A 12,376-nucleotide genomic window follows, 5' to 3' on the forward strand; every position below is an offset into this window, starting at 1 on the left:
ATGCCGGAGGTGCTCCGGGCGGACCCGCCCTGCGGTTACAGGGCTTCCAGGACGGCGCACGACCAGGTGAAACCGCCGCCTCCGCCGAGCACGAGGGCTATGTCGCCGGACTTCAGCGCCTGTGACCTGGCGATGTGCTCGGCGTTGGCCAGCAGGTCGCCGGCGCCGAGGTGACCGCTGGATTCGCGCACGGCGAGGATCTCCGCCCGTACGACGCCGTCCAGCACGGGGCGGTACATGAGGTCGAGAACGCTGTCGCCCAGCCTGGGCAGCGCCACGAGCACGATGCGGGGGTCGTCGGGCTCCGTCCCCGCGTCGGACAGGGCGCGCCGGAGCACGCGGTCCACGCACCCCACGGCCGCGCGCCGGAACTCCTCGATGCCTCCGCGCATTTCCAGGTAGGCCTTCTTGGGGCGCTTCACATCGACGCGGCCGCCGTGGGCGAGCGGAGCGGCACTGAAGGGGTCGCGCCCCCGGTACATCTCCTCGAAGGATGCGTCCGTGGCGAAGGCCAGGGAGCGCAGGAGCAGGGTTCCCGGGTGCTCGTCCGGCGCCCGGCGTCGCAGCAGCGCCGCCGTACCGGCGTCGCCGTACGCCACGCCGTAGTCGGCGGACCACCGGTCGAAGCCGGGGAGGGAGAACCTGTCCGCGGTGGTGACCAGGGCGGCCTCGGCGCCCGGGTCGGCGATCAGCTTCTCCGCCGCCATTCCGAGGGCGGCCGCCCCGGAGTTGGACATCTGCTGCACGCCCACCGGCAGAGCCTCGCTCGCACCGATGCGGCAGGCGATGTAGTGGGCCGGCGACCAGAAGTCGTGCCCCTGGTGGTACGTCCACCCATGGGCGACCAGGCCGATACGGGTGGGGTCCCACCCGGTGTCGGCGAGCACGCGGCCGGCGGCTCGAACGGCCATCTCGGGCGCCGCGAGGTCTTCCGATACCGGCACCTCCGTGAGTGCCAGGTCCTCGGCATCACCGGCCGTCAGGCGTCCGGCGGAAACCATCTCGCTCACGTTTTCCCGACCGCCGGGAATCCACGTGGCGACGTCCAGCAATAATGGCGACGCTAACTTCACTGAAGCCTCTCCCCCGTTTTCAACGGTGCGCAGCCATATGCGCGAACATGATCGTCGCCACATAAGCCAGAGGCCATTCCGCCCACCGGTGATCTTCGCCTCAGACCCTGTCAAGAACCCCGACAGCCTGTCAAGGCAAATCCTGTGGAGCGGTCCCGCCATGTGGGCAGTGGCGCAAGTGCATTGCTTCATCGGCCACGAAGCGGAACGTTCACCGCTACCGATACGGCCCCCCGACACGGCAGCAGCCCCAGAGGGGAAGCGGAAGCGGAACGAATTCGACCGCGTCCCATTCGAAAATCGGCCAAATCTTGAGCAGTCGGCTCACCCTGTCGACCCCCGGCGTTCGAGCCACGGAACGGCCGAGCGGAGACCACGTAAATCGAATGGCATCGCACCGCATGTGAGGACGTTGTGACGGACGACAACGACAGCCCGGGCAAAGATTAATTCAAGGTTTCCTGCTGCGGAAATAAATCTCGCGCTTCCGCCGGCAACGACAAAGCCCCCGGAGCGATTCCGGGGGCTTTGTCGTACCGACGGGTCGGCAGCCGTTTCCGGCCCGACGCGGGAGAACAGCTAGGGCAGGTTGCGCGCCATCACGATGCGCTGGACCTGGTTCGTGCCCTCATAGATCTGGGTGATCTTGGCGTCGCGCATCATGCGCTCCACCGGGTAGTCCCGCGTGTAGCCGTAGCCGCCGAGCAGTTGGACGGCGTCCGTGGTGACCTCCATGGCGACGTCGGAGGCGAAGCACTTGGCGGCGGCGCCGAAGAACGTGAGGTCGCCGTCGACGCGCTGGGACTTGGCGGCGGCCGAGTAGGTGAGCTGACGGGCCGCCTCCAGCTTCATCGCCATGTCGGCGAGCATGAACTGGATGCCCTGGAAGTCCGCGATCGGCTTGCCGAACTGCTTGCGCTCCTGGACGTACCCCTTGGCGTAGTCCAGTGCGCCCTGGGCGATGCCGAGGGCCTGGGCCGCGATGGTGATGCGGGTGTGGTCCAGGGTCTTCATCGCGGTGGCGAAGCCGGTGCCCTCCCCGCCGATCATCCGGTCGGCGGGGATGCGCACGTTGTCGAAGTAGACCTCGCGGGTCGGAGAGCCCTTGATGCCGAGCTTCTTCTCCGGGGCGCCGAAGGAGACGCCCTCGTCGGACTTCTCGACGACGAACGCGGAGATGCCCTTGGAGCGCTTGGCCGGGTCGGTGACGGCCATGACCGTGTAGTACTCGGAGACGCCCGCGTTGGTGATCCAGCGCTTCACGCCGTTGAGGACCCAGAAGTCGCCGTCGCGCACGGCCTTCGTCTTCATGCCCGCCGCGTCCGAGCCGGCGTCCGGCTCGGAGAGGGCGTACGAGAACATCGCGTCGCCCTTGGCGAGGGGGGCCAGGTACTTGCGCTTCAGCTCCTCGGAGCCGGAGAGGATCACCGGGAGCGAGCCGAGCTTGTTGACCGCCGGGATCAGGGAGGAGGAGGCGCAGGCGCGGGCCACCTCCTCGATCACGATGACCGTGGCGAGCGCGTCGGCGCCGGCGCCGCCGTACTCCTCCGGGACGTGGACGGCGTGCAGGTCCGAGGCGACCAGGGCGTCCAGCGCCTCCTGCGGGAAGCGGCTCTCCTCGTCGACCGCGGCGGCGAAGGGGGCGATCTTCGTCTCGGCGAGGGCGCGGATGGTCTCGCGGAGCATGTCGTGCTCCTCGGCCGGACGGTACAGGTCGAAATCGGTCGAACCCGCCAAGACGCTCACTCCCCAGATGCTAACTACCGTTAAGTAACCCAATTTTAGTGTGCCGACCGCCGGACGGCATACGTGCCGCGTACGTGAGCTTCCCGACATGGGTGGGACATATGCGATGCGGTGGACAGATGGAGCGGTGAATTCCGGCCTTCCGCTGCCCGACTATGCTCGGTCCGCACGTCCGTCCGCATCTCCCAGGAGCACTCCATGGCCCTCAGGATCACCGTGATCGGCACCGGCTATCTCGGCGCCACCCATGCCGCGGCCATGGCCGAGCTGGGCTTCGAGGTCCTGGGGCTCGATGTCGTGCCGGAGAAGATCGAGCTGCTCTCCACCGGCCGCGTGCCGATGTACGAGCCGGGTCTCGAGGAGATGCTCCAGCGGCACGTCGCCGGTATCGAGGGATCCACCGGGCGGCTGCGCTTCACCACCTCCTGGGAGGAGGTCGGGGAGTTCGGCGACGTCCACTTCGTCTGTGTGAACACCCCGCAGAAGCACGGCGAGTACGCCTGCGACATGAGCTACGTCGACAGCGCCTTCGACTCGCTGGCACCGCACCTGACCCGGCCCGCGCTGGTCGTCGGCAAGTCGACCGTCCCGGTGGGCTCCGCCGCCCGCCTCGCCGCCCGCCTCGCGGAGCTCGCTCCGGCGGGCGCCGACGCCGAGCTGGCCTGGAACCCGGAGTTCCTCCGCGAGGGCTTCGCCGTGAAGGACACCCTGCACCCCGACCGGATCGTCGTCGGCGTCGCGAGCGAGGGGGCCGAGAAGCTGCTGCGCGAGGTGTACGCCGGGCCGGTCGCGGAGGGCTCGCCGTTCGTGGTGACCGACTTCCCGACCGCCGAGCTGGTGAAGACCTCCGCCAACTCCTTCCTGGCCACGAAGATCTCCTTCATCAACGCGATGGCCGAGGTGTGCGAGGCCGCCGACGGGGACGTCGTGAAGCTCGCGGAGGCCATCGGGCACGACGACCGCATCGGGAAGAAGTTCCTGCGGGCCGGGATCGGCTTCGGCGGCGGCTGCCTGCCCAAGGACATCCGCGCCTTCATGGCGCGCGCCGGCGAGCTGGGCGCGGACCAGGCGCTCACCTTCCTCCGTGAGGTCGACTCCATCAACATGCGCCGCCGCGGCCACATGGTGGAGCTGGCCCGGGAGGCGGTCGGCGGCGACTCGTTCCTCGGCAAGCGGGTGGCGGTGCTGGGCGCGGCGTTCAAGCCCGACTCCGACGACGTACGCGACTCCCCCGCGCTCAACGTCGCCGGACAGATCCACCTCCAGGGCGGCCAGGTGACCGTGTTCGACCCGAAGGGGATGGACAACGCCCGGCGGCTGTTCCCGACGCTCGGCTACGCGGACTCCGCGCTGGAGGCGGTGCGCGGGGCGGACGTGGTGCTGCACCTGACGGAGTGGCGCGAGTTCCGCGAGCTGGACCCGGCGGAGCTGGGCGAGGTGGCCGCCCGCCGGATCATCCTGGACGGCCGCAACGCCCTGGACAGCACGGTGTGGCGCGAGGCCGGGTGGACGTACCGGGCGATGGGCCGCCCGAAGGCCTAGGAGTTTCGAAAGTCCCGCCTGCTCGGCGACGCCTGGCACGCACGCTCGCCGTGCGGGCGAGCGCTTCAGGACGCTCACCCTCACGGCGCTGGGCGTGGAGCCTCCCGGCGTCAGCCGAGCGGGCCGTCCAGCTCCGCGATCGTCGCGTGGGACGGAGCGCGCCGGCTCTGCTCGTCGCGGGCCACGGCCTCCGCGTCGCGCAGCACCCGCACGGTGTTGCGCCAGGTCAGCTTGGCAAGGTCGCCCTCGGACCACTTCCGCCGCAGCAGTTCCGCGATGAGGTTCGGGTAACCGGAGACGTCCTCCAGGCCGCGCGGGGTGAACGCCGTGCCGTCGTAGTCGCCGCCGATGCCGATGTGGTCGACGCCCGCGACCGCGCGCATGTGGTCGAGGTGGTCCGCGACGGTCGAGACGGTGGCCTCGGGGCGCGGGTTCGCCGCCTCGAAGTCCTCGTGGACGCGCATCGCGGTCGGGGTGGTGTCGAGGTGGTGCAGTCCGTGCTCGCGCATGTTGCGGTCGGCGGCCAGGGTCCAGGCGACCGCCTCGGGCAGCACGAACTTCGGGACGAAGGTCGCCATCGCGACGCCGCCGTTGGCCGGGAGGGCCGCGAGCACGTCGTCGGGGATGTTGCGCGGGTGGTCGCAGACGGCGCGGGCCGAGGAGTGCGAGAAGATCACCGGCGCGGTGCTGGTGGCGAGCGCGTCGCGCATGACGCCGTCCGCGACGTGGCTGAGGTCGACCAGCATGCCGACGCGGTTCATCTCGCGGACGACCTCGTGGCCGAAGGCGGAGAGGCCGCCGAGGCGCGGCAGGTCCGTGGCGCTGTCGGCCCAGTCGATGTTGTCGTTGTGGGTGAGCGTCAGGTAGCGGACGCCCAGGTCGTACAGGGCGCGCAGGGTGCCCAGCGAGTTGTTGATGGAGTGGCCGCCCTCGGCGCCCATCAGGGAGGCGATCCGGCCCTCGGCGCGGGCCTTCTCCAGGTCGTCGGCGGTGAGCGCCCGCCGCAGACGCGTCGGGTAGCGGGCGATCAGCTCGCCGACGACGTCGATCTGTTCCAGGGTGGCGCTGACGGCCGCGTCGCCGGTCAGGTCGGTGCGGACGTACACCGACCAGAACTGGCCGCCGACCCCGCCGGCCCGCAGCCGGTTCAGGTCGGTGTGGAGCAGGCCGCGCTGGTCGGCGGCGATGTCCCGGGCGTCGAGGTCGTAGCCGACCTGTTCGCGCAGGGCCCAGGGGAGGTCGTTGTGGCCGTCGACGACGGGGTGGACGGCGAGGATCTCGCGGGCCCGCTCCAGGTAGGCGTCGTTCATGTGGCCGCCCCCTACTTTCCGAAGCCGAAGGAGTCCGCGCCCTGGACCTTGGCGCGCAGACGTTTGCCCTTCTCGGTGGCCTGGTCGTTCAGCTCCTGCAGGAACTCCTGCATCCGCTCCTGGAGCGCGGGGTCCGACGCGGCGAGGATCCGCGCGGCCAGCAGGCCGGCGTTGCGCGCGCCGCCGACGGAGACCGTGGCGACGGGGACCCCGGCCGGCATCTGGACGATGGAGAGCAGACTGTCCATGCCGTCCAGGTACTTCAGCGGCACGGGAACACCGATGACCGGCAGCGGGGTGACCGAGGCCAGCATGCCGGGCAGCGCGGCCGCGCCGCCCGCGCCCGCGACGATCGCCTTGAGGCCCCGGCCCGCGGCCGCGTCGCCGTAGGCGATCATCTCGCGCGCCATGCGGTGGGCGGAGACGACGTCGACCTCGTAGGGGATCTCGAACTCGTCGAGCGCCTTGGCGGCGGCCTCCATGACGGGCCAGTCGGAGTCCGAGCCCATGACGATGCCGACGAGAGGGGCGGCGGGGGAACCGGTGCCGGGGGAAGTCATTCGGTGATCGTTCCTCGCAGGTAGTCGGCCGCGTGCCGGGCGCGCTCCCGCACGTCCGCCAGGTCATCGCCGTAGGTGTTGACGTGTCCGACCTTGCGGCCGGGCTTCACGTCCTTGCCGTACATGTGGATCTTGAGCTGCGGGTCGCGGGCCATGCAGTGCAGATACGCCTGGTACATGTCCGGGTAGTCGCCGCCCAGGACGTTGCACATGACCGTCCAGGGGGCGCGCGGGCGCGGGTCGCCGAGGGGGAGGTCGAGGACCGCCCGCACGTGGTTGGCGAACTGCGAGGTGATCGCGCCGTCCATGGTCCAGTGGCCCGAGTTGTGCGGGCGCATCGCCAGCTCGTTGACCAGGATGCCGGGCTTCCCGCCGGGTCCGCGGGTCTCGAACAGCTCGACCGCGAGGTGTCCGACGACGCCCAGCTCGGCGGCGATGCGCAGCGCGAGCTGCTGGGCCTCGCCGGCCAGGGCCTCGTCCAGTTCGGGGGCGGGGGCGATCACCGTGTCGCAGACGCCGTCCACCTGGATGGACTCGACGACCGGGTAGGCGACGGCCTGGCCGTGCGGCGAGCGGACGATGTTCGCCGCCAGCTCCCGTACGAAGTCGACCTTCTCCTCCGCGAGGACCGGGACCCCGGCGCGGAACGGGTCGGCCGCGTCCGCCTCGGAGCGCACCACCCACACGCCCTTGCCGTCGTAGCCGCCGCGCACGGTCTTGAGGATGACGGGGAAGCCCCCGACCTCCTCCGCGAACGCGGCGGTGTCGGCCGGGTCGCTCACGATGCGGTGGCGGGGGCAGGGGGCGCCGATCTCCAGGAGCTTGGCGCGCATCACCCCCTTGTCCTGGGCGTGCACCAGGGCATCGGGGCCTGGGCGCACGGGGATGCCGTCCGCCTCCAGGGCCCGCAGATGCTCGGTCGGCACGTGCTCGTGATCGAAGGTGATCACGTCGCAGCCGCGCGCGAAGGCGCGCAGCGTGTCCAGGTCGCGATAGTCGCCGATGACGACCTCGCTCACCACCTGGGCCGCCGAATCCTGGGGGGTGTCACTGAGCAGCTTGAATTTCAGGCCGAGGGGGATACCCGCCTCGTGGGTCATGCGGGCGAGCTGACCGCCGCCGACCATGCCGACTACCGGGAACGTCACGTCCCCAAGGATATCCGCCACGCCGGTGCTCCCCGGACGGCCGTACGGATGCCGTGCGGCCACGACCCCCGCGGACTCACGGGCGTCACACGGGTGGGCTGGTTAGCATGGCGGAGTTGACGTGCTTGCGTCGACACGTCTTCCAGACGCCTTCCGACGGACGGGGCCAGCGATCACCATGAGCGAACGGGGCGCACTGCGAACCCGGCTTGAGCTGCTGGCCCGGGAGGTCGCCAAGTTCGGCGCGGTCGGCGCTTTCGGCCTGCTGGTCAACATCGCGGTCTTCAACCTGCTGCGGCACACGACGGACCTCCAGGTGGTCCGGGCGAGCGTGGTGGCGACGTTCGTCGCGATCCTCTTCAACTACGTGGGCTTCCGCTACTGGACCTACCGGGACCGCGACAAGACCGGCCGGACCCGTGAGCTGGCCCTCTTCCTGCTGTTCAGCGCGGCGGGCGCGGTGATCGAGACGGGCGTGCTGTACCTGGCGACGTACGGCTTCGGCTGGAACACCCCGGTCCAGAGCAATGTCTTCAAGATCGTCGGCATCGGGGTCGCCACCCTGTTCCGCTTCTGGTCCTACCGGACCTGGGTCTTCAAGACCCTGCCCGCCAAGGAGGCCATGCTCAACGCGGAACGGTTTCTGGAGCAGCGCAGGCCGGCGGAAGAGCGGGTAACGCCCGACGCCGTACGGAACTGAACCGGCGCCCGGCCCCGTACCAAACTGAACCGGCGCCCGGCCCCGTACGGAACTGGCCCGCGGCACCTTTGCGGAACTGGCCCGCGTAACCTCTGCGGAACTGGCCCGCCGCGCCCGTACGGGAACCGGTTCGCCGCGTCCGTCGTTGTTCAGCGCACCGGGCGCTCAGGGGTCCTGCGGTCGACCGGGACCCGGCTGAGGAAGAGCGCGAAGACCGCCGGGTGCTGCTGGAGCAGCTCCAGCCGGCCGCCGTCCGCCTCCGAGAGGTCGCGGGCGACGGCCAGGCCGATGCCGGTGGAGTTGCGGCCGCTGATGGTCCGCTCGAAGATCCGCGCACCCAGTTCGGCGGGGACGCCGGGGCCTTCGTCGGTGACCTCGATGACCGCCTGGTTGCCGGTGACCCGGGTGCGCAGGGCGACGGTGCCGCCGCCGTGCATGAGGGAGTTCTCGATCAGCGCCGCCAGGACCTGGGCGACCGCGCCCGGGGTGCCGACGGCCTTCAGCCCGTGCTTACCGGAGCAGACCAGTGCGCGGCCGGCGCTGCGGTAGGCGGGGCGCCACTCCTCGATCTGCTGTTTGACGATCTCGTCGAGGTCGAAGACGACGGCGGAGCCGGTGCGCGGGTCGCGGGAGTTCGTCAGGAGCCGTTCGACGACGTCGGTGAGGCGCTCGACCTGGGTGAGGGCGATGTTCGCCTCCTCCTTCACCGTGTCCGGGTCGTCGGTGACGGAGATCTCCTCGATCCGCATGGACAGGGCGGTCAGCGGCGTCCGCAGTTGGTGCGAGGCGTCCGCGGCGAGCCGGCGTTCGGCGGTCAGCATCCGGGCGATCCGCTCGGCCGAGGAGTCCAGGACGTCGGCGACCCGGTCCAGCTCGGGCACCCCGTACCGCTTGTGGCGCGGGCGGGGGTCCCCGGAGCCGAGGCGCTCCGCGGTCTCGGCGAGGTCGGTGAGCGGGGAGGCGAGCCGGTTCGCCTGGCGTACGGCGAGCAGCACGGCCGAGACGATCGCCAGGAGCGCCACCGCACCGATGATCAGGAGCGTGCGCCCGACCTCGCGGGTGACGGCCGAGCGGGACTCCTCGACGGTGACGGTCTCGCCCTGCTCGCCGGTCTCGACGGCGCGCAGGACGCTGCCGACGGGTCGCTCGCCGACGGCGATGGGCTCGCGGCCGGGGATCTCGACCAGGGCGTACCGCTTGGGGTCGATCTGCTCGGCCAGCACCCCGGGATTGATCCGCTCCGCGCCCAGCAGCCGGCTGTCGACCACGCTGATCAGCCGGAGCGCCTCGGACTCGACGCTCTCCTGGGCGCTGGCGCTGATGGTGCGCGTCTCGACGATCACCAGCGAGACGCCGAAGACGGCGATGACGACGAGCACCACGGCGAGCGTGGAGTTGATCAGCCGGCGGCGCATACCCGCCTCTTCAGGTCGTCGGGACGCACGTGGCCATCCGCGTCGGGGTGGTGTCCGGAGCGGTCTTCAGCGTGCACGGGGGTTTCAGCGTGCACGGGGGTTTCGGGTGCGTGGGAGTTTCGGGTGCATGGGGGTTTCGTACGTCAGCTCTTCTCGAACCGGAAGCCGACGCCCCGGACGGTGGCGATATAGCGCGGATTGGCGGCGTCGTCGCCGAGCTTCTTGCGCAGCCAGGAGATGTGCATGTCGAGGGTCTTGGTGGAGGACCACCAGGTGGTGTCCCAGACCTCGCGCATCAGCTGGTCGCGGGTGACGACCCGGCCGGCGTCCCTTACCAGGACCCTCAGCAGGTCGAACTCCTTGGCGGTGAGCTGGAGTTCCTCCTCGCCCATCCAGGCCCGGTGCGACTCGACGTCGATCCTGACCCCGTGGGTGGCGGGCTGCGGCACGGGCTCGGAGGCCCCGCGGCGCAGCAGGGCTCGGACCCGGGCCAGCAGCTCGGCGAGCCGGAACGGCTTGGTGACGTAGTCGTCGGCGCCCGCGTCCAGACCGACGACCGTGTCGACCTCGTCGGCGCGGGCCGTCAGGACCAGGATCGGAATGGTGTGGCCGCCGGCCCGGAGCCTGCGGGCGACTTCGAGACCGTCCATCCCGGGCAGCCCCAGGTCGAGGACGACCAGGTCGATGCCGCCCTGGAGTCCGGCGTCGAGCGCGGTCGGACCGTCCTGGCGGACCTCGACCTCGTAGCCCTCCCGACGCAGTGCGCGGGCCAGTGGCTCCGAGATGGACGCGTCGTCCTCGGCGAGCAGTACACGGGTCATGGACTGATGGTAGTCCGGACGGGGGGTCCGAGGTGAGGCCCACGACGTCACCTGCGGGTCAGCGCCACAAAGCGGACGGAGGCCTTTGAATATGGGAGCGTGGTTCCATCAGGGCCTGTGATCCATGTCTCAAGTCCTTCCATATCCCGCTGTGTCGTGTCGTATGGTGTCCCAACGCCTGTTGCACTACTCAAGGACCTTTGGGCAGCCATGAGCGCCAAGGGTCTCTTTTGTGTGCGGGGCCGGTTCCCGCCGGCTCCTGAGTGAATGACCTGTGAGCCGGGCCCGGAGCGCGAGGACGCGCGACGGGCGTGGATCCCGACGCGGTTCTTCCCCGCTCCGCCGCCGTATCTCCGTCAGGAGCCCGGCCGCACGGAGCACGTCCCCCTCAGGCGTGGGGCCGGGGTTTGCCGCGCCGGTGCCGGCTGCCCCCCACCGGGCGCGTACAGCTCACGAGGCGTCGCGTCCCGACCAGCAAGGATCGACCATGGCGTCCAGCCTGACGAAGGACTCGCCCAGTTCCGGCGAGAAGACCTTCTTCGGCCACCCCCGCGGTATGGCCACCCTGTTCATGACGGAGATGTGGGAACGCTTCTCCTGGTACGGGATGCGCGCCATCCTCACCCTGTACTTGGTGGCCGCCGTGCTCGACGGCCCCCTTGAGGACCGGGAGGCGCTCGCCGCCTCCATCTACGGTGTCTACAACGCCGTCGTCTACATGGCCGCGATGCCCGGCGGCTGGGTCGCCGACCGCCTCTGGGGCGCACGCAAGGCCGTTCTGGTCGGCGGCATCGTCATCGCGCTGGGCCACTTCACCCTGGCCCTTCCCAGTGACATCGCGTTCTTCATCGGTCTGGCGCTGATCGCGGCCGGTACGGGTCTGCTGAAGCCGAACATCTCGGCGATGGTGGGCGCGCTCTACGAGAACCAGTCCAGCGCCCGCCGTGACGCCGGCTTCACCCTCTTCTACATGGCGATCAACATCGGTGGCTTCGCCGCTCCGCTGCTGGTCGGCTACCTCGGGGAGAACGTCAACTGGCACCTCGGCTTCGGTGTCGCCGGTGTGGGTATGACCTTCGCGGTCATCCAGTACGTGCTGGGCTCCAAGCACCTCGGCGAGATCGGCAAGCTGCCCGCGAAGCCCGCCTCCCCCGAGGAGCGGCGGCAGATGCTGCGCAAGGTGGGCCTGTGGTCCGGCGTCGCGGTCGCCGCGCTGCTGATCGACCTGGCGCTGGGCACGTACGACATCGAGCACATCGTCAACGTCCTGGCCGTCCTGGGCGTCGTCGTGCCGGTCGTCTACTTCATCTCGATCTTCCGGAACCCGGCGCTCACCAAGGAGGACCGGCCGAAGATCAAGGCGTACGTGTGGTTCTTCATCACGGCCGTGCTCTTCTGGATGATCTACGACCAGTCCGGTTCGCTGCTGACGATCTTCGCCGACAACAAGACGGACCGCTTCATCGGCGGCTGGGAGTTCCCGGCCTCCTGGCTGCAGTCGGTCAACCCCGCACTGGTCATCATCCTGGCCCCGATCTTCGCCACGATCTGGGTCAAGCTGGCCACACGCAACCGTGAGCCCAGCACGCCGATGAAGTTCGCACTGGCGATGCTCCTCATCGGCGGCTCGTTCGGCATCATGGGCCTGGCGGGCGCGGCCGCCGCGAACAGCGAGACCGGCAAGGTCACCGTCTTCTGGCTGCTCGCGGTCTACCTGGCGCAGACCATGGGTGAGATGTGCCTCTCCCCGGTCGGCCTCTCGCTGTCCACGAAGCTGGCGCCCAAGATGTTCATCGGCCAGATCATGGGCCTGTGGTTCCTGGCCACGTCGACGGGCAACGCCCTGAACGGCTGGACCACGAAGCTCAACGCCCCGCTGGGCGACGCCGCGTACTACACGTTGCAGGCGGTCGTGGCCGTCGCGGCGGGCATCGCCTTCATCGTGGCGGGGCGCAAGATCCGCGCTCTCATGGGCAACGTCAAGTAGCTGCCCCGGTCCCGCTCACGCTCGGGACACGCCAGCGGTGATGCGGGTACGTTCCGAGCATGACAGGGGCCCCG

10 protein-coding genes are annotated in these 12,376 nt (G+C 70.0%); 3 read left to right on the top strand and 7 right to left on the bottom strand.

Annotation, left to right across the window (positions count from 1 at the left end; genetic code table 11):
• Positions 1 to 35: 35 nt before the first annotated feature.
• Together AB0F29_RS36300 and AB0F29_RS36305 are read right to left on the bottom strand one after the other, a co-directional pair.
• On the bottom strand, positions 36 to 1,001 hold the full coding sequence (locus tag AB0F29_RS36300; RefSeq protein WP_361881727.1) for a ketoacyl-ACP synthase III family protein: 966 nt from the start codon (positions 999 to 1,001) through the stop codon (positions 36 to 38).
• 651 nt (positions 1,002 to 1,652) lie between these two features.
• Complete coding sequence (locus AB0F29_RS36305; RefSeq protein WP_361881730.1) at positions 1,653 to 2,810, bottom strand: acyl-CoA dehydrogenase; 1,158 nt, start codon at positions 2,808 to 2,810, stop codon at positions 1,653 to 1,655.
• Positions 2,811 to 3,017: 207 nt separating this feature from the next.
• Here AB0F29_RS36305 and AB0F29_RS36310 point away from each other — a divergent pair, with 207 nt between their 5' ends.
• Entirely contained in the window at positions 3,018 to 4,361 is a 1,344-nt protein-coding gene (locus AB0F29_RS36310; protein WP_361881648.1) for a UDP-glucose/GDP-mannose dehydrogenase family protein, read from the top strand.
• Positions 4,362 to 4,471: 110 nt separating this feature from the next.
• Here AB0F29_RS36310 and AB0F29_RS36315 read toward each other — a convergent pair whose 3' ends face one another.
• The 3 genes from AB0F29_RS36315 to AB0F29_RS36325 are packed head-to-tail and all read right to left on the bottom strand — an operon-like array spanning position 4,472 to position 7,379.
• Positions 4,472 to 5,671, bottom strand: coding sequence for a dipeptidase (locus AB0F29_RS36315; RefSeq protein ID WP_361881651.1), 1,200 nt, complete (start codon positions 5,669 to 5,671; stop codon positions 4,472 to 4,474).
• An 11-nt stretch (positions 5,672 to 5,682) separates the two neighbouring features.
• Positions 5,683 to 6,231 carry a 5-(carboxyamino)imidazole ribonucleotide mutase gene (purE, locus tag AB0F29_RS36320; protein ID WP_007450124.1) on the bottom strand — a complete coding sequence of 183 codons (549 nt, stop codon included), beginning with the start codon at positions 6,229 to 6,231 and terminating at the stop codon, positions 5,683 to 5,685.
• Entirely contained in the window at positions 6,228 to 7,379 is a 1,152-nt protein-coding gene (locus AB0F29_RS36325; protein WP_361881655.1) for a 5-(carboxyamino)imidazole ribonucleotide synthase, read from the bottom strand. Before AB0F29_RS36325 ends, purE begins: the two co-directional genes overlap by 4 nt.
• Positions 7,380 to 7,557: 178 nt before the next feature.
• On the opposite strand from AB0F29_RS36325, the gene AB0F29_RS36330 reads away from it, so the two are divergent.
• The gene (locus AB0F29_RS36330; RefSeq protein ID WP_361881658.1) at positions 7,558 to 8,079 is read left to right on the top strand and encodes a GtrA family protein; all 522 of its coding nucleotides are present in this window, start codon (positions 7,558 to 7,560) and stop codon (positions 8,077 to 8,079) included.
• A gap of 149 nt (positions 8,080 to 8,228) precedes the next feature.
• Here AB0F29_RS36330 and AB0F29_RS36335 read toward each other — a convergent pair whose 3' ends face one another.
• Both AB0F29_RS36335 and AB0F29_RS36340 read right to left on the bottom strand, forming a co-directional pair.
• The gene (locus AB0F29_RS36335; protein WP_361881660.1) at positions 8,229 to 9,494 is read right to left on the bottom strand and encodes an ATP-binding protein; all 1,266 of its coding nucleotides are present in this window, start codon (positions 9,492 to 9,494) and stop codon (positions 8,229 to 8,231) included.
• Positions 9,495 to 9,637: 143 nt separating this feature from the next.
• The gene (locus tag AB0F29_RS36340; RefSeq protein ID WP_007450117.1) at positions 9,638 to 10,315 is read right to left on the bottom strand and encodes a response regulator transcription factor; all 678 of its coding nucleotides are present in this window, start codon (positions 10,313 to 10,315) and stop codon (positions 9,638 to 9,640) included.
• Positions 10,316 to 10,802: 487 nt separating this feature from the next.
• On the opposite strand from AB0F29_RS36340, the gene AB0F29_RS36345 reads away from it, so the two are divergent.
• Positions 10,803 to 12,302: a peptide MFS transporter gene (locus AB0F29_RS36345; RefSeq protein ID WP_361881663.1), complete on the top strand. Its 1,500-nt coding sequence runs from the start codon at positions 10,803 to 10,805 to the stop codon at positions 12,300 to 12,302.
• Positions 12,303 to 12,376: the final 74 nt, after the last annotated feature.

Source organism: Streptomyces sp. NPDC026589 (assembly GCF_040638385.1).
GTDB lineage: Bacteria > Actinomycetota > Actinomycetes > Streptomycetales > Streptomycetaceae > Streptomyces.